Below are 15646 nucleotides of genomic sequence, written 5' to 3' on the forward strand. Positions count from 1 at the left end.
ATTCGTTCAACACCCACCGTAGTTCTTCTTCCCGCTCTTCGTGATCGTGTAGGTTCCGCCACGTGGGCCCACCTGGCAGCCAGGCGGCAGTGCGCCGGCAGGCTTGCCGGCCTGCTTGGGGGCGCCAGTGCTGCATGACTTCGCCCGGTGGCAGTGGTACTCGCCGGTCTTCCGGTTCGTGTGGCAGCCATCGGCGTTGAGTCCACCGGGGTGGGCGCGGACTGGACGAATGGTCAGCGCTACGACGAGACCGGCGGCGAACTGCAGTGCTTTGCACATGCGGGCCATATTGCCCTCGGCCGGCCGAAAGACCAGAGGAGCGGCCATGATGCGTCCGCCAGTTTGAGGATTGCGGCCCCGCGACCGAAAGAGCCCATCTACCAGTTGCCGGGCTCGGCGCCCTTCTCCAGCCGCCAGCAGCGAAACGCCTGCCAGCCGACCACAGCAAACGCCAGCGTGGCGGCGACGTACAAGCCTGTGGCGACCCATTCCGCCAACTGGCGCGCCGCCTGCGCGGCACCTACCACCGATGCTTCAGTCGGTGTCGTCGGGTCGATGATGAGAGCAAGGCCGGCGAAGAGCACAGCCAGTACAACAGCCCCAACGCCACCTTTGGTTCGCTGTTTGATTTCCGCGGAAACCGGGTCATCCCACCTCGTAATTGAAAGCTTTGACCAAGCGCTCATTGGGGACGCGATAAGGGAAATCAGGATGTCCATCGACGCAATGCAGTAACGCGATTGAAAGGCTTTCGAGGCGGCCACGTGCTTTGGCCCAGCACCCGCGCTCAGTTGCCAGGAAAAGGGCCGCCAGCGCCTGCACTGGGCGCCGACACCTCGTTCAGTTCCTTGGCCGCGCGATGCCTCGCGACGATCTGTGCAATCTCAAGGTTCAGCGACGCCTGCTCCATGGCCACCGTTGCTTCTTGCGCACGCAGCTGCGCGGCTGCACGCGGATCGAAGCGGTCGCCGACATAGTTCGCTGGGTTCTCTTCCGGGAAGTCCTCGAAGTAGTCGCTCCACTCACCCATCACGATCTCCTTGTACTCGGTTGCTGTTCGGCGAGAGGCTACCCCTTTCGTTCGTCTAGCCAAGAGGTGACGTACTCAATTTTGAGGATGCCCTGCGCCATGCTCTGCTTGGCAGTCGGCTCGACCGACAGCGACGTCCTGACCACCCATTGCCAGGCCAAGGGCGAAACGCCGGCTCAGACGCTGAAGATTCGGCTTGCCGAGATCGACGCGCCGGAGAAGCGCCAAGCTTTCGGGGAGCGGTCGAAGCAGGCCCTGGCCAGCCTGTGCTTCAACCAACGCGCGGAGGTGCATCCCGAGAAGCTGGACCGCTACGGACGCACCATCGGCACCGTGAGGTGCCGCGGTGAAGATGCAAGCGCGGCGCAGGTGCGCGCCGGCATGGCCTGGGTCTATGTGCAGTACGCGTCGCCTGGCTCGCGGTTGTTCAAGCTGCAAGCGGATGCACGGACGTCACGTGCGGGGCTGTGGGTGGATGCCGCGCCTCTCGCGCCGTGGGAGTGGCGTGGCCTGCAGCGCGCCAAGGATGGCAGGGGGCAACTGCCCTTGGTTGTGCAGTTTTTCACGATCTGCATCCGGAGAGGATGAAGCCATCCTCAGCCGGAAGGACGTCTGCGAGACAAGCAGCGCCCCTCATAACCTAAAGTCGAACGATTTGAGGGAGTGGTATGGAAACCGGGAAGGTCGCCTTATATCAGGTAAAGCGCTGTGGATACTATCCTCGGGGCCGGGACGAGCTTCAGTTCGGGAACCTCGATTCGACATTGGAGGATCTGGTTCTTTGGGCCAGAGGTAAGCAACTCGCGCAAACCCGAATCGACCACCCCCGAGCAAGCCAAGATCGCCTCGGTACGTTCTTGCTCGATGCAAGAGCAGAGCGCGGGCGTTACTTGATAACCCTCTGGAATGAGGTACCCGCCACATCGGGTGCCGTTGCATCTGTTCACGGAGACTCTAACGTCGGGCGACCAAGAGTTGTCATGAACGAGATAGAAGCCGGTTCAATTCCTGGTTTCGCCACATACTTTTACATCATCCCGCAACGGCGACTAATTACTGCGGCAAGATTTCAGCATTCCATTTTCGGGCATGCACAGCTTCGCGCATATATGGGTTCGTTCTTGAGATATTGCGGCCGCCACGCCGCCTACGACAGCACCAATGATGATATTCAACTATTAGGATATACAGAGCGCCGAGGCGACGAACCAAGGAGGCTACGGGCGGTATTTGACTCTGACCCCAAGAGCCGGGACTCAGATCACGCCAGATTCGTAGCCGAAGCCGCAAGCATCACGAAAGTGGTGCGTAAGACAGCACTGCACATAAATCGGGCTGCTGACCGGGCATTGTGGCAACGGGCTCTGCAACATGTTCATCTTGCGGCCGGCCCCACCCCAGCGGCGCCTGTTCGCATTGACTACGCAATTGACGTCGTTTTAGGTGGCGATGAGGTACGCGAGATCATTGCTGCATGGCAAAATGAAGACCAGGTGGATGAGTGGGAAGACGTCGGCTTTCGTTTCCGAGGCGACTCACAGACTCAATGGTTGAGCCACGCTTTGGCAAGGACTGAGCTTCATCTGGATATCCAACGCGATAGCGAGGAAGTTGTTAATGCAGCATCTTTGCTCGCTGAACTAAGGCGAAACGAGGCGGAAGTGCTGCGCCTCTTATGAGGAGACCGGCATGATTTTGGTGAAGGCTACCCTGTGGCTAACATGCTTCGCACTCATAGGGTGCGGGGCGTGGTTCGGCCGCAGCGTGCCCTTTGCTGAGCAGTGGCCGATGTTCGAGGCGCTGCGAACCACAGCCTCCATTATTTTCGCAGTGGTGGGCGCTTGGATGGCCATAATATATCCAGAGCGATTAAAGCTGTCTTTTAATCAGCCTTCCACAAAGTCAGCCACAGGCCCAACAGGATGGGGACAACTGTTTGGCCCAGTAGTAAACTCCACCGGCATACTGACCGCAATTTTGATTATTGGCGTATTAGCGCCAATTTTAAAGGCTCATCCGCCTAATTTGCCCATGGTATTCATGAGAGGCGTATCCTATGGGATTTTGACGACTCTTACTCTATGGCAACTTTGGACGGTATTGTTAACGCTAGTTCCGGCGAGCACGATCAAGACCTATCTTGACGCCGAGGATGCCCAACACGCCAGCAAAGCCGCTTTCTTGCAAGGCACGTCGAAGCCCCCGACCTAGAGCAGGCTGAGGCGGCCGAAATGCATGGGACCTAGTACCGCCCAGCAACACCCGCACGGCACGCTCGGCCAGGCCTGGCTCGTCAGGCAACTCTCAGGGGAAAGACCTTCGCGCCCTGGCGCAGCTGGTCGAGGTGATCGGCCCAGGCCTGCATCATCTTGCGCCGCGCTGGCAGGTAGGTGGCGAAGTTGTAGGCTGCCGAGACTTCGTCGCGCTCCATGTGCGCCAACTGCAGCTCGATGTGTGCGTGGTCGAAGCCCATCTCGTGCAGCGCGGTGGAGGCCACGCCGCGGAAGCCGTGGCCGGTCATCTTGCCCGCGTAGCCCATGCGGCGCAGCGCGCCCAGGATCGTGCCGTTGCTCATGGACTTCTCGTGATCCCGCTCGCCGGGGAACAGCAGGCCACTGAGGCCGCGCAGCTCGTTCAGGCACCGAAGCATGTCAACAGCCTGGGTCGACAGCGGCACGATGTGCGGCGTGCGCATCTTCATCCGCACGGCGGGGATGCGCCACTCGGCCGCGTCCAGGTCGAACTCCTCCCATCGGGCGCCGATCAGCTCGCCAGTGCGCACGAAGGTCAGCGTCATCAGCTGAAGGGCGAAGCGCGTGAAGGGCGAGCCGGGATAGGCCTCAATCTTCCGCAGCAGCTCGGGCAGCTCCCTGCCCTCCACACGTGCGAAGTGCTGCTTGTCGCGCGGCTTCAGGGCCACGCTGGGCTTCACGTCTTTCGAAGGGTTGCGCTCGATGGCGCCATGGGCCACCGCGTATTCGAAGACCTGGCCGCAGGTCTGCCAGCACCGGCGCGCAATGTCCTGGGCACCGCGCGCCTCGATCTTCTTGGCCATTGCCAGCAGCTGCGGCGCCGTGATGTCGAGGATCGGCTTCGCGCCCAGCACCGGGAACACATCGGCTTCGAGGCGTCGGATCACGTAGTCCGCATGCCTGGGCGAGCGCGGCCCTTTCCAGTGGTCAAACCACGTGCGGGCCACCGACTCGAAGGTGTTGCCCATGCGAACGGCATCTGCCAGCTTGGCGTCCTTCTTGGCCTGCACTGGATCGCTGCCGCCCTTCAAGACGTCGCGCGCCTTGTCGCGCTCGCGGCGCGCTGTGCTGAGCGACACGTCGGGGTAGCTGCCCAGCGCCAGCCGCTTCTCTTTGCCGCCGAAGCGGTACTTCCAGCGCCAGTGCTTCGAGATTGACCCATCTGCCTTTGTGGGTTGCACTTCGAGGTACAGGCCACCACTGTCCGAGTACCTTTCGCGGGCTCTGCCGTCGGGGCATTTCGCGTTTCTGCAGGCAGCATCGGTCAGGGCCATCTGGGGGACTTTTCGAAGTTTTGGGGGCACGAAGCGCCTCCGTTCCCCCAAATATGCCCCCAGCAAAACGCGGCTGTCAACGAACAACGGCGGCGCTCCACAAACGAAAAAGCCCCGACTAGCGGGGCTCTTACGTGGATTCTGCGGCCGTCTGCGACGTTTACCGAATCTATCCTTGGCGGAGAGGGAGGGATTCGAACCCTCGGTACGTTTCCGTACGCCTGATTTCGAGTCAGGTACAATCGACCACTCTGCCACCTCTCCTGATAGGTGCACCCGTGGTCACCGGGTGAAGCCTCACATTCTAGCTCAGGTTCTGAGCCTTCCGCGAAGCTCGCGGAAAGTATTTCATGCTCCCGGTTCTTCCTTGTCTTCGCGCATCAGGGCGATGAGTTCGTTTGCGCTGGGCAGTGCGGTGGTTTCCTGGCCTTCGAGCAGCAGGTCCGCGAGTTCGCGCTTGTCGCGGTGCAGCGTGAGGATCTTCTCCTCCAGCGTGCCCTCGGCCACCAGGCGGTAGACCGTCACCGGGCGCTGTTGGCCGATGCGGTGGGCGCGGCCGCTGGCCTGGTCTTCGGCGGCGGGGTTCCACCAGGGGTCGGCGATCACCACGTAGTCGGCCACCGTCAGGTTCAGGCCGAAGCCGCCGGCTTTCAGGCTGATGAGGAAGAGCTCGCCCTGCCCGGCCTGGAAGGCGTCGACGCGCTTCATGCGCTCGGCTGCTGGCGTGCTGCCGTCCAGGTACTGGTAGGCGATGCCGGCTTCATCCAGCGGCGCTTTCAAGAGCGTGAGGAAGTCGACGAACTGGCTGAAGACCAGGGCCTTGTGGCCGTTGGCGACCAGCTCCGCGGCCAGCTCGCCAAAGGCCTTGACCTTGGCACCGACCAAGCTCAGGTGCGGACTGGCCAGGCGCGGGTCGCAGGCGGCCCGGCGCAGCTTCGTCAGCCCGGCCAGGATGTTGAACTGGGCCTGGCCGATGGCGTCGCCCGAGAGGCTGCGCTCCGCCGCGACCAAGGCATCTCGCCGCAAGGCTTCATAGTGAGCCTGTTCAGCCGCTTCCAGCGGTATTTTCAGGATCAGCTCGGTGCGCGGCGGCAAATCGTCCAGCACCTGGGCCTTGGTGCGGCGCAGGATGAAGGGCGCGATCAAGCGGCGCAACTGGCGTTGGGCAGTCTTGTCGCGCTGGCGCTCGATGGGGCCGGCAAAGCGTTCGTTGAAGCGTGCCATCGTGCCGAGCAGACCGGGGTTGCAGGCGCGCATGACGGACCACAATTCGCCCAACCTGTTCTCGATTGGGGTACCTGAAAGCGCCATGCGGAACCGGGCCTGCAGCGCAAACACGGCCTGGCTGCGCTTGGCTGCGGCGTTCTTGATCGCCTGGGCTTCGTCCATGACCAGCGTGGCCCATTCGCGGGCGGCGAAACGCTCGGCGTCCTGCTGCAGCAGCGCGTACGAGACCAGCAGCACGCTGCCAGGGGTGTCGGTCGCAATCTGGGCCGCGCGGTCTGCCCCGGCTTCGCCGAAGACCTGCACATTGAGCGAGGGCGCGAAGCGACGCGCCTCGGCGCGCCAGTTGCCAACCAGCGAAGTGGGCGCAACGACCAGCGCCGGGCCCTTGGCAGCACGCGACAGCAGCACCGCCAGCGCCTGCAGCGTCTTGCCCAGGCCCATGTCGTCTGCCAGGCATGCCCCAAGGCCGGCAGATGCCAGGCGCATGGCCCACTCGAAGCCTTCTTCCTGGTACGGCCGCAGGCTGGCCTGCAGCGTGGCCGGCAAGGCGGGCACGACACGCCGGGCTTCGTCCAGCTCCTCCAGGCGACGGGCAAACGCATCGTCTACCGTCAGCTGGCTGCCTTCGGCCAGTTCCTGCAGCCAGGGTGCGGCCACCTTGGGCAGGCGCAGCGACGTCAGGTCGTCCTTGCCGGCCTTGGCTTCCGCCACTGCGGCCAGGTCGGCCAGGCGCTCGCGCAGCTCCTGTGTGAGCGCCAGGTAGCGGCCATCGCCCAGCGGCACGAAGCGACTCTTGGCGCCGCTGTGCAGGCCCATCAACTGCTGCAGGCTCAGCACCAGCGCTTCGTCGACTGCCAGGTCGCCGTCCAGCGCCAGCCATTCCTGGCGCGTGTGCACCCTCAGCGCGAGCTGGGCGAGACCGGCAGTGTCCACGCGCAAGGCCTTGCCCTGCGGCCAGTCCAGCGCCTGCAAGGCATTCAGCGGACGCAACCTTTCGACCAAGGTCAGTGCCTGTTCGGCATCGTCCAGCAGCCATTCGCAGGGCGCGCCGGCAGGCAGCGGCGGCAGCATCGGGCAGGCGTCCAGCACCGTGTCCAGGTGCTCGCGCTCTGCGGCGAGGTCGCGCTGCACGCCAATGGTTTCGCCCTTGACCGCGGCCACCACGCGCGCACGACCACCGCCCGGCACCAGGCGCGGGCCATCGTCGGCATGGTCAGGGCCAAAGGGCGCGGCGACCAGGCGGAGTTGCAGGCCATCGCCCACGGGAGACAGCTCGGCGCGCAGCCGTGAATCCGCGGTCAGCTCACGTGCGGCCTGCGCGCTCTGCGCTTCGTCGCTGTGGATGCGGAAATGCGTGCCCAGGCCGGTCAGCACTTCCTGCAGCTGGGCCACGCCCTGCTGCGGAATGTCCAGGCCTTCGGGGCCGAGCAACTGGGCCACGCGTTTTTGCGCCGGCGTGAGGCGGATCAGCCGCGCGCGTTGCGGGCTGTCTCGCACCACGGTGATCAGGCGCAGCTGGTCCAGCTCCTTCTGCTCGGCGGCGCTGCCGGACCAGCGCGGCGTGGCGTCATCGCCCACCACCTGCAGCGTGGGCCACAGGCGGACGCGCAGGCGCTCGCCTTCACGGGTCACGTCCAGCTCGGGGCCGGCTTCGGTCAGCTCGACCTTGGTCTCCAGCGCATCGTCGAACACCAGGCCGGGGTGGCCAACCAATGCGGCAGCAGCGGCAGCGAGGTCGAAACGCACCTGACGGCTGTAGGCTTCCTGCTTCAGCGTGCGGGCCACGCGGGCGTCGTGTGGCGGCAGTGCCTCTGCGGTACGCTGCAGCCGTGTCAACGGCACGTCCTTGGGCTTGCCCCAGCCGCGCACGCCACGCTTCTGCTCCATGGCCTGCAGGTCCAGCACCTGGCCCTGGCGGCCCAGTTCCAGCACCCACAGCAGCTGGGTTTCATCCGAGGACGTGGCACCCGCGGCTGGCTCGGGCGCAACCACCGCGCGCAGTGCGTCCAGCGCCACTTCCCAGCGCTCACGGGCGCCGCGGATGAAGAACACCATCTGCACGCGTTCGCCGGACAACACCTGCAGCGCAGCACGCAGTTGGCCGGACAGGAAGGCCAGCCCTGCGCCATCGAGCTGGGCCTGCAGGCGCTGCGCAGCGTCCATCTCGTCGATGGACAGCGGCTCGGGCTGCGCGCCTTCCTTGAGCCATGCGCGCATCAGCCAGCGCCACAGGTCCAGCGGCGAGGTCTGCACCCTGCCGCCCAGCGTGTAGGGGCGGAAAGGCCCCAGCTCGCGCGGCACGTCGCCCAGCCGCATCTGGATGGCCAGCGCGATGAAGCCATACGGCCCGTCCAGTACCGGCTCGCGCTTGCCGCCTTCGGCCAGGCAGAACTTCAGTGCCTTGCGCAGCTGCTCCGGGCCGCCCTGGGCCAACAGCGCCATCGGGTACCACGGGCCGATGACGGTCGAGACAAAGCGGCTCCGCTTGCCGCTGAGCTTGCGCAGCGCCGCCAGGCTGGTCTCGAAACAGGTTTCGGCTTCGACCCATTGGCCGGCATGCGCCAGCTCGACCCCACGCAGGCATTCCCGCATGGCCAGTCGGCCCGGCAGGGTGGCATCGGCCTGGCCTTCAGGTGCGGGGCGCAGCGCGGGCGCCAGCAACTCGTCCAGCTGAGACAGTTCACCGGTGCAGCAGAAGGCCTCGGCCAGGCACCAGCGCAACAGGTTGGTGGACACCGGCTCGCTGGGCTGGCGGGCAGATTCCTGCAGCAGCGCGCTGACGGTGGCCGGCAGGTCCATGCCGGTGGGCAGGCGCCAGTTGTGGGTCCAGCCCATGACCAGGTCCAGCATCGCCAGCGCACGCACTTCGACGTGCAGCCAGTCGACCATGGGCGGCGCCATCAGGCCTTCCAGCACGGCCGGCAGCAGTTGCTCCACAGCGTCGCAGCCCCAGGGCAGGCGCGATTCGAGCTGGCGCAGCTTCGCCAGGTCACCGCCGCTCAGTGCCTCCAGGCGCAGGCGGGCGACGGCGGCTTCGACCGACGGCAGGCGCCCGTCATAGCGCGAATGGCCAATGCTGATCGCGGGGTAGCCGTCGACCATCGCCAGCGTGCTGCGCAAGGTCTCCAGCGACAGGTCCAGCAGGGCAGACCAGGCGGGGGCCAGCGCCCTGGGCGCAGGCGTCCAGAAGCCGGTGCGCCGCAGGTCCTGTTCCACCCAGCCGGCCTTGGCCAGCGCTTGCAAGGTCAGCCGGATGGCATCCTGCGTCGGCCTGCGGCCGGACTCGCTTCGCAGCGTGGGCTCGGCCAGCAGCTCGAAAATCCAGGTGCGCGGGCGCGGCACTGCGCCCAGCGCCAGCGCCGTGAGCACCTCGCGGGCCAGCGGCGGGAGCGCGTCCCAGCTCGCGTCGCCGGCGGGCAGCGGGTCGTCGTTCAGAGCGCTCAGGGCTTCAGCACCGTCTGGTCGCCCATGTAGGGCTGCAATGCATCGGGCACCAGCACCGAGCCGTCCGCCTGCTGGTAGTTTTCCAGCACGGCGACCAGCGCGCGGCCGACCGCCAGGCCAGAGCCGTTCAGCGTGTGCACGAACTCAGTCTTGCCCTGGGCGTTCTTGAAGCGGGCCTGCATGCGGCGGGCCTGGAAATCGCCCATGTTCGAGCAGGAGCTGATCTCGCGGTAGGTGTTCTGCGCCGGCACCCACACTTCGAGGTCATAGGTCTTGGTGGCGCCAAAGCCCATGTCACCGGTGCACAGCAGCATCACGCGGTACGGCAAGCCCAGCTTCTGCAGGATGGCCTCGGCGTGGCGTGTCATCGCCTCCAGCGCGTCCTGGCTCTGGTCGGGCGCGGTGACCTGCACCATCTCGACCTTGTCGAACTGGTGCTGGCGGATCAGGCCGCGGGTGTCGCGGCCCGCCGAGCCGGCTTCGGAGCGGAAGCACGGGCTGTGCGCGGTGAGCTTCACCGGCAGCTGGTCGGCGGCGAGGATCTGCTCGCGCACGGTGTTGGTCAGCGAGATTTCCGAGGTCGAGATCAGGTACTGCTCGGCCTGGCTTTCGTCGCCACCGCGGCTGACCCAGAACATGTCTTCCTTGAACTTCGGCAGTTGCCCGGTGCCCTCCAGGATCTCGCGGTTGACGATGTACGGCGTGTAGCACTCGGTGTAGCCATGGTGCAGCGTGTGCTGGTCCAGCATGAACTGGGCAAGCGCGCGGTGCAGCCGGGCGATGGGGCCCTTCATGAAGGTGAAGCGCGAGCCGCTGAGCTTGGCGCCAGTCTCGAAATCCAGGCCCAGCGGGGCGCCCAGGTCCACGTGGTCGCGCACCGGGAAGTCGAAGCTGCGAGGGCCTTCGCCGTTCGGGCTCCAGGCGCGCACTTCGACGTTGCCGCCTTCGTCCACGCCCACAGGCACCGATTCGTGCGGCAGGTTGGGCACGCCCATCAGCATCAGCGCCAGCTCGCCTTGCAGCGCTTCCAGGCGCTCGGCGCCAGCCTTCTGCTCGTCGCCAATGGCGTTGACTTCGTTCATCAGCTCGGTGACCTGGGCGCCGGTGTCTTCGCCCTTGGCGGCCTTGCCCTTCAACATGCCGATCTGCTTGGACAGGCTGTTGCGCCGGGCCTGCATTTCCTCGGTGCGCATCTGCAGCTGCTTGCGCTCGGCTTCGAGGGAGACAAAGCGGGTTTCGTCGAGGAAGGGCTGCGGGTCCTTGCGGGTGGCGAGGCGGGCCAGGACGGCGGGCAGGTCGCGCCGCAGCAGGCTGATGTCTAGCATGGGATGCTTTCTACGAATGCGGTGGGGCCCGTGGGCCCGGAACAAGAAGGATCGCGCGCGGCCAGCGGCCACGCGGCAGGAAATGGCAGCTGCGAAGGCCGGCGCCAGCTCAAGATCGCGAAGCCGCGAACTCGGCCATGGACTTGTCGCCCAGGCCCTTGGGCAGCGGGAATTCGATGGTTTCCTGCACACCAGCCAGGCGGCGCACCGAGACCGAACCCAGCGCCTTCAGGCGCGCAATGACCTGCTGCACCAGCACGTCGGGCGCCGAAGCGCCGGCCGTCAGCCCCACGCGCGGGCGGTCAACCAGCCAGCTGGCTTGCAGATCGTCGGCCGAGTCGACCATGTGGGCCGGCGTGCCCAGGCGCTCGGCCAGCTCGCGCAGGCGGTTGCTGTTGGAGCTGGTAGGGCTGCCGACGACGATCACCACGTCCACCTTGGGCGCCAGCACCTTGACAGCGTCCTGGCGGTTCTGCGTGGCGTAGCAGATGTCCTGCTGCTTGGGCTCGCGCACGTTCGGGAACCGCGCCTTCACGGCGGCCAGGATCTCGGCCGCGTCGTCCACGCTGAGCGTGGTCTGCGTGACGACTGCGAGCTGGTCCGGCTTGGTGACCGGTGCGGTGGCCACATCGGCCACGTCCTCCACCAGGAAGATGCCCTCCAGCAGCTGGCCCATCGTGCCTTCGACTTCCGGATGGCCCTTGTGGCCGATCATGATGAACTGGAAACCCTCGCGCGCCAGCTTGGCCACTTCGACGTGGACTTTGGTGACCAGCGGGCAGGTCGCGTCGTAGATCTGGAAGCCGCGCGCAGCGGCCTCCTGCTGCACGGCCTTGGACACGCCGTGGGCCGAGAAGATCAGCGTGGCGCCGGGCGGCACGTCGGACAGCTCCTCGATGAAGATCGCGCCCTTCTGCTTCAGGTCGTTGACCACGTAGGTGTTGTGCACAATCTCGTGGCGCACATAGATCGGCGCGCCGAATTTGAGCAGCGCGCGCTCGACGATCTCGATCGCCCTGTCCACGCCGGCGCAGAAGCCGCGCGGCTCGGCCAGCAGGATGTCACCGGGCTGGGCCTCGGTCACCGGCGTCATGGGAGCGGTCACAGCGGAATTCATAGCACGCCAATCACCTGCACCTCGAAGGTCACGGCAGCGCCGGCCAGCGGGTGGTTGAAGTCGAACAGCAACCAGTCGCCACCCAGCTCGCGGATCACGCCGGCAAAGCGGCCGGTGCCGTCCGGCGTGGGGAACTCGACCACATCGCCCAGATGGTACTCGGCCTGCGGGTCGCCATGCTCGGCCAGCAGGCCACGCTTGACGCGCTGCAGCATCTCCGGGTTGCGCGGGCCGAAGGCCTCGCCCGGTTCGAGCACGAAGCTCGTGCGCACGCCCTCTTCCAGGCCGAGCAGGCGCGCCTCGATGGCAGGCGCCAGTTGCCCTGCGCCCAGCGTCAGTGTGGCCGGCTTGTCGTTGAAGGTGGTGACGACGTCGGCGCCGTCCGGGCCCGCGAGCCGGTAGTGCAAAGTCAGGAAGGATCCCGGCTGGATGGTGTTCACAAGGCGCTGCCTGTACTGGTAATCTGGAAACGATTTTAAGGGCGACCCCGACACAGAACGATGCGGCGCCCCGAACACCACACGACAAGCATCACCCAGGGAGGGTGTCCATGGACATGAAAGACGTGCCGGCTGCACTTCGGCCGCGCGAAAAGCTGCTGGCGCAAGGCCCGGCAGCGCTGGCCGACGCCGAGCTGCTGGCGCTGCTGCTGCGCACCGGCATCCAGGGCAAGGGCGTGCTGGTGATGGCCGGCGAACTGCTGACCACATTCGACGGCTTCGGCGGCCTGCTGCAGGCCAGTCCGGACGACTTCCGCCGCGTCAAGGGCCTGGGCCCGGCCAAGCGTGCCGAGCTGGCCGCGGTGATGGAAATGGCCCGCCGCGCGCTGCTGCAGCCCATGCAGCGCGGCCCGGTGTTCGACAGCCCCGGCCGTGTGAAGGACTTCGTGTCCCTGCAGCTCGCGCGCCGCGAACAGGAGGTGTTCGGAGTGCTGTTCCTGGACAGCCAGCACCGGCTGATCGAATGGCGCGAGCTGTTCCAGGGCACGCTGTCGCAGACCAGCGTCTACCCGCGCGAAATCGTCAAGCTGGCGCTGGCGCTGAATGCCGGCGCGCTGATCCTGGCGCACAACCACCCATCCGGCCTGGCGGAGCCGTCCAAGGCAGACGAATACCTCACGCAATCGCTGAAGGCCGCGCTGCAGATGGTGGACGTGCGGGTGCTGGACCACCTGGTGGTGGGTGCCGGCCAGGTGGTGAGCTTCGCGGAACGTGGGTTGATCTGACCCGCTGCCGCTGACCCGCCCGGGCAGTCGGGTAGCGAGGCTGTTGTAGGCTTGGCAGCAGTGAGCAGCCGCCAAGCGCAAGCAAGCGGCTGCCAAACGGATTGGCCAGCGAGGATGTGCCGTGAAAGTCAATGGCCTGAAGGAGTTGGGGCGGCTGCGCGACGCCTTGCGCGAGGCCGAAGCGCAGGCCGCCGCCGAGCGGGCGCGCCAGGCGGTCGAGCGGGCCCGTCGCGAGCGCGAGCGCAACCTGTTCACCAGCAGCGTGGGGCCGGTGCGGCCGATGAAACCCAGCGGTCGCGCCCAATCCAGCCGGCAGCTGCCGCCGCCCGAGCCGCGCCAGCGCGAGCTGGACGAGCAAGCGGCACTGCGTGAGGCGCTGTCGGACGAGGTGGACGTCGAATCGCTGCTGCTGACGGACGACGGGCTGAGCTACCGCCGGCCCGACGTCAGCGAAGCCGTGCTGGCCAAGCTGCGCAAGGGCCACTGGTCCATCCAGGGCGAACTGGACCTGCACGGCATGCGGCGCGACGAGGCGCGTGATGCACTGTCCGATTTCGTCCGACTGGCCCACCAGCACAGCCGACGCTGCCTGCGCGTGGTGCACGGCAAGGGCCACGGCTCACCGGGCCGCGAGCCGGTACTGAAGTCCAAGGTGCAGCGCTGGCTGGCGCAGCGCAGCGAGGTGATCGCGTTTGCGCAGGCCGCCGGGCCGCAAGGCGGCGCAGGCGCGTTGATCGTGCTGCTGGGCAGCCGGGACGGCCACCGGCCGAGCCAAAGGCCCGCATCCGCCATTGCGCCCGACGCGAGTTGATTGCCAGCGGCCATCTTTCTGCCTTCACCCTGTAAGTTCACGGCGCGCCCGGACGACTGAACCGTTCCCTCGTCGCTTCCGCCAAGGCCTTGCATGCACCACCGCCGCGCCACCTCGTCCGCCCGTCTTGCCGGCACGCTCCTCTTTGCCATTGGCTTCGCCACGGCCCACGCCGCCTCGCCGGCGGCGCCGCCGGCCGGCAGCACACTGCAGTTGCAAGGCCAGCCCCTGGAGCCCGGCCCGGCATTTTCACTCGCCAGCCTGCGCGGCCAGGTGGCATTGGTGTACTACTGGCACACCGGCTGCGCGGTCTGCCTGGACAAGCTGCCCGAGCTGCGCGCCAACGTGGCCGGATGGCGGCACCGGCCGTTCACGCTGGTGATGGTGCAGGTGGACCGCCAGCGCGAGCCAGCGCAGCGCTACTGGCAAGTGCTGATGCAGGCCCAACCACAAGCGCGCCAGGGCCCGGTGCTGTGGCGCGGCGGTTCGGGCTTTGCCGACAACCTGCGCGGTGAACCCCAGCACTGGCCGTTGTCGGTACTGGTGGACGTGCAAGGCCTGGTGGTCGACAGCTGGGAAGGCCGCATTCCGGCCGAGGCCTGGGACAGGATCGCGGACCTGCTGCCCTGAGCTGACGCATGCGTTCAGTGGGGCCGGTTGCGCATCCAGTCGGCAGTTTCGAACAGCGATCGCTCCAGCCTGGCCTTCAATTCGGCCGGCACCGCCCGGTCTTCCATCGCCTGGAACATGCAGGCCAGCCACTGGTCCCGCTCGACCTGGCCGATGGAGAACGGCAGGTGCCGGGCGCGCAGGCGCGGGTGGCCGAAGCGTTCGATGTAGTGGCTGGGTCCGCCCAGCCAGCCGCAGAGGAACCAGAACAGCTTGTCGCGGGCATCGTCCAGCGTGCTGCCGTGCACTTCGCGCAAGCGGGCGAAAGACGGTTCGAGGTCCATCAAATCGTAGAACCGGTCCACGAGCGCACGCACGCCGGGTTCACCGCCGAGCTGCAGGAAGGGGGTGGCGGCTGCCTCTGCAGCGGCGGTGTCGGTGGGGACGTCGGTCACGGTTGGATTGAAAAACGGTGGGCCAAAACACCAACGCGCTGCCGGGCAGCGCGTTGGCAAGGGAAAAGGCAGCCCCTTCAGCTGGTCAGGCGGGTCGCCACGGCCAGCACGGCCTGCGAAGCGGCACTGCCGGGAAAGCACTCCAGCATCAATTGTCGACGCCGCACGGCGTCGCGGACCGCAGCGTCCACCGGAATTTCGCCGACGAACTCCAGCTTCAGTGGCGCCTCCAGGCTGGGCGTCACATAGCGGTCCACGACCTGCTGCAGTTGGCCGCGGATGGTGCGGCCTTCGCCGGTCTGGGTGACCTGGTTGACCAGCAGCTTCAGGTCGCGCCGGCCCTGGGTCGTGGCCAGCACCTTGATGGTGGCGTAGGCGTCGGTGAGCGAGGTGGGTTCGGGCGTGGCCACGACCAGCACCTCGTCGGCCAGCGAAACGGTGTAGAGCACCACGTCGGAAATGCCGGCGCCGGTGTCCAGCAGGATGCGGTCGAAGCGCGGGCGCATCTGCTGGATCACATCGACCAGCTGGTCGCGCACTTCGGGCGTGAGCCGCGAGTATTCGACCATGCCGGAGCCTGCCAGCAGCACGTGGAAGCCGCCGGGCGCGGCCATCACGGCCTCTTCGAGCTTGTGCTTGCCGGTGAAGACGTCGTGCAGCGTGATCTTGGGGAAGAGGTTCAGCACCACGTCGAGGTTGGCCAGGCCGAGGTCGGCGTCCAGCACCAACACCTTCTCTCCGCGGCGCACCAGCGCAGCCGCGAGGTTGGCCGAGACAAAGGTCTTGCCGACGCCACCCTTGCCGCTGGTGACGGCGGTGATGCGTGCGCGGCGGGTGCCGCTGGCAGCAGGGAGTTCACTCATGGGAGACGGGTTGG

At 66.5% G+C, this 15646-nt stretch carries 16 protein-coding genes and 1 tRNA gene; 6 read left to right on the forward strand and 11 right to left on the reverse strand.

Features of this window, described 5'->3' with window-relative positions; all coding sequences use genetic code 11:
* Window positions 1-6: 6 nt before the first annotated feature.
* The 3 genes from AC3WR5_RS09815 to AC3WR5_RS09825 form a co-directional block, all read right to left on the reverse strand.
* Window positions 7-327, reverse strand: a complete 321-nt coding sequence (locus AC3WR5_RS09815) for a YHYH domain-containing protein (RefSeq protein ID WP_492483930.1) — start codon at window positions 325-327, stop codon at window positions 7-9.
* A 50-nt stretch (window positions 328-377) separates the two neighbouring features.
* Complete coding sequence (locus AC3WR5_RS09820; RefSeq protein WP_492483932.1) at window positions 378-719, reverse strand: hypothetical protein; 342 nt, start codon at window positions 717-719, stop codon at window positions 378-380.
* A gap of 68 nt (window positions 720-787) precedes the next feature.
* Window positions 788-1030, reverse strand: a complete 243-nt coding sequence (locus tag AC3WR5_RS09825) for a hypothetical protein (RefSeq protein ID WP_492483933.1) — start codon at window positions 1028-1030, stop codon at window positions 788-790.
* Window positions 1031-1129: 99 nt separating this feature from the next.
* Here AC3WR5_RS09825 and AC3WR5_RS09830 point away from each other — a divergent pair, with 99 nt between their 5' ends.
* The 3 genes from AC3WR5_RS09830 (at window position 1130) to AC3WR5_RS09840 (ending at window position 3241) form a co-directional block, all read left to right on the forward strand.
* Window positions 1130-1618 carry a thermonuclease family protein gene (locus AC3WR5_RS09830; protein ID WP_492483934.1) on the forward strand — a complete coding sequence of 163 codons (489 nt, stop codon included), beginning with the start codon at window positions 1130-1132 and terminating at the stop codon, window positions 1616-1618.
* Between the two features lie 392 nt (window positions 1619-2010).
* Window positions 2011-2709 carry a hypothetical protein gene (locus AC3WR5_RS09835; protein WP_492483936.1) on the forward strand — a complete coding sequence of 233 codons (699 nt, stop codon included), beginning with the start codon at window positions 2011-2013 and terminating at the stop codon, window positions 2707-2709.
* Window positions 2710-2719: 10 nt separating this feature from the next.
* Window positions 2720-3241 (forward strand): hypothetical protein, encoded by a 522-nt coding sequence (locus tag AC3WR5_RS09840; protein WP_492483938.1) that lies wholly within the window; start codon window positions 2720-2722, stop codon window positions 3239-3241.
* Window positions 3242-3323: 82 nt separating this feature from the next.
* Here AC3WR5_RS09840 and AC3WR5_RS09845 read toward each other — a convergent pair whose 3' ends face one another.
* From AC3WR5_RS09845 to AC3WR5_RS09870, 6 genes are all read right to left on the reverse strand, one after another.
* On the reverse strand, window positions 3324-4556 hold the full coding sequence (locus AC3WR5_RS09845) for a tyrosine-type recombinase/integrase (RefSeq protein ID WP_492483940.1): 1233 nt from the start codon (window positions 4554-4556) through the stop codon (window positions 3324-3326).
* A 176-nt stretch (window positions 4557-4732) separates the two neighbouring features.
* A tRNA-Ser gene (locus AC3WR5_RS09850) sits at window positions 4733-4820 on the reverse strand.
* A gap of 84 nt (window positions 4821-4904) precedes the next feature.
* Window positions 4905-9152, reverse strand: coding sequence for a DEAD/DEAH box helicase (locus tag AC3WR5_RS09855; RefSeq protein ID WP_492483942.1), 4248 nt, complete (start codon window positions 9150-9152; stop codon window positions 4905-4907).
* Between the two features lie 71 nt (window positions 9153-9223).
* Window positions 9224-10552 (reverse strand): serine--tRNA ligase, encoded by a 1329-nt coding sequence (gene serS / locus AC3WR5_RS09860; RefSeq protein ID WP_141290126.1) that lies wholly within the window; start codon window positions 10550-10552, stop codon window positions 9224-9226.
* A gap of 109 nt (window positions 10553-10661) precedes the next feature.
* Window positions 10662-11645 carry a 4-hydroxy-3-methylbut-2-enyl diphosphate reductase gene (gene ispH / locus AC3WR5_RS09865; protein WP_141290127.1) on the reverse strand — a complete coding sequence of 328 codons (984 nt, stop codon included), beginning with the start codon at window positions 11643-11645 and terminating at the stop codon, window positions 10662-10664.
* A gap of 20 nt (window positions 11646-11665) precedes the next feature.
* Window positions 11666-12109: an FKBP-type peptidyl-prolyl cis-trans isomerase gene (locus AC3WR5_RS09870; RefSeq protein ID WP_141290125.1), complete on the reverse strand. Its 444-nt coding sequence runs from the start codon at window positions 12107-12109 to the stop codon at window positions 11666-11668.
* A gap of 110 nt (window positions 12110-12219) precedes the next feature.
* Between AC3WR5_RS09870 and radC the strand changes: the two genes are divergently transcribed.
* The 3 genes from radC (at window position 12220) to AC3WR5_RS09885 (ending at window position 14335) form a co-directional block, all read left to right on the forward strand.
* Window positions 12220-12894 carry a RadC family protein gene (gene radC, locus AC3WR5_RS09875; protein ID WP_492483944.1) on the forward strand — a complete coding sequence of 225 codons (675 nt, stop codon included), beginning with the start codon at window positions 12220-12222 and terminating at the stop codon, window positions 12892-12894.
* A gap of 121 nt (window positions 12895-13015) precedes the next feature.
* Window positions 13016-13705 carry a Smr/MutS family protein gene (locus AC3WR5_RS09880; RefSeq protein WP_492483946.1) on the forward strand — a complete coding sequence of 230 codons (690 nt, stop codon included), beginning with the start codon at window positions 13016-13018 and terminating at the stop codon, window positions 13703-13705.
* A 93-nt stretch (window positions 13706-13798) separates the two neighbouring features.
* A complete protein-coding gene (locus AC3WR5_RS09885; protein WP_492483948.1) occupies window positions 13799-14335 on the forward strand; it encodes a TlpA family protein disulfide reductase in 537 nt (178 codons plus the stop codon).
* 14 nt (window positions 14336-14349) lie between these two features.
* Here AC3WR5_RS09885 and AC3WR5_RS09890 read toward each other — a convergent pair whose 3' ends face one another.
* On the reverse strand, window positions 14350-14769 hold the full coding sequence (locus AC3WR5_RS09890; RefSeq protein ID WP_492483950.1) for a group II truncated hemoglobin: 420 nt from the start codon (window positions 14767-14769) through the stop codon (window positions 14350-14352).
* 77 nt (window positions 14770-14846) lie between these two features.
* Window positions 14847-15632, reverse strand: coding sequence for a MinD/ParA family protein (locus AC3WR5_RS09895; RefSeq protein WP_492483952.1), 786 nt, complete (start codon window positions 15630-15632; stop codon window positions 14847-14849).
* Between the last annotated feature and the right edge of the window lie 14 nt (window positions 15633-15646).

This window comes from Ideonella sp. FW305-24, assembly GCF_058788035.1.

Excerpts from the sequence above, each read along its gene's own strand:
- ispH (WP_141290127.1), bottom strand. The coding sequence starts at position 11,645 with ATGACGCCGGTGACCGAGGCCCAGCCCGGTGACATCCTGCTGGCCGAG.
- AC3WR5_RS09840 (WP_492483938.1), top strand. The coding sequence starts at position 2,720 with ATGATTTTGGTGAAGGCTACCCTGTGGCTAACATGCTTCGCACTCATA.
- AC3WR5_RS09820 (WP_492483932.1), bottom strand. The coding sequence starts at position 719 with ATGGACATCCTGATTTCCCTTATCGCGTCCCCAATGAGCGCTTGGTCA.
- AC3WR5_RS09895 (WP_492483952.1), bottom strand. The coding sequence starts at position 15,632 with ATGAGTGAACTCCCTGCTGCCAGCGGCACCCGCCGCGCACGCATCACC.
- serS (WP_141290126.1), bottom strand. The coding sequence starts at position 10,552 with ATGCTAGACATCAGCCTGCTGCGGCGCGACCTGCCCGCCGTCCTGGCC.
- AC3WR5_RS09815 (WP_492483930.1), bottom strand. The coding sequence starts at position 327 with ATGGCCGCTCCTCTGGTCTTTCGGCCGGCCGAGGGCAATATGGCCCGC.
- AC3WR5_RS09825 (WP_492483933.1), bottom strand. The coding sequence starts at position 1,030 with ATGGGTGAGTGGAGCGACTACTTCGAGGACTTCCCGGAAGAGAACCCA.
- AC3WR5_RS09830 (WP_492483934.1), top strand. The coding sequence starts at position 1,130 with ATGCTCTGCTTGGCAGTCGGCTCGACCGACAGCGACGTCCTGACCACC.
- AC3WR5_RS09885 (WP_492483948.1), top strand. The coding sequence starts at position 13,799 with ATGCACCACCGCCGCGCCACCTCGTCCGCCCGTCTTGCCGGCACGCTC.
- AC3WR5_RS09845 (WP_492483940.1), bottom strand. The coding sequence starts at position 4,556 with ATGGCCCTGACCGATGCTGCCTGCAGAAACGCGAAATGCCCCGACGGC.
- AC3WR5_RS09835 (WP_492483936.1), top strand. The coding sequence starts at position 2,011 with ATGAACGAGATAGAAGCCGGTTCAATTCCTGGTTTCGCCACATACTTT.
- radC (WP_492483944.1), top strand. The coding sequence starts at position 12,220 with ATGGACATGAAAGACGTGCCGGCTGCACTTCGGCCGCGCGAAAAGCTG.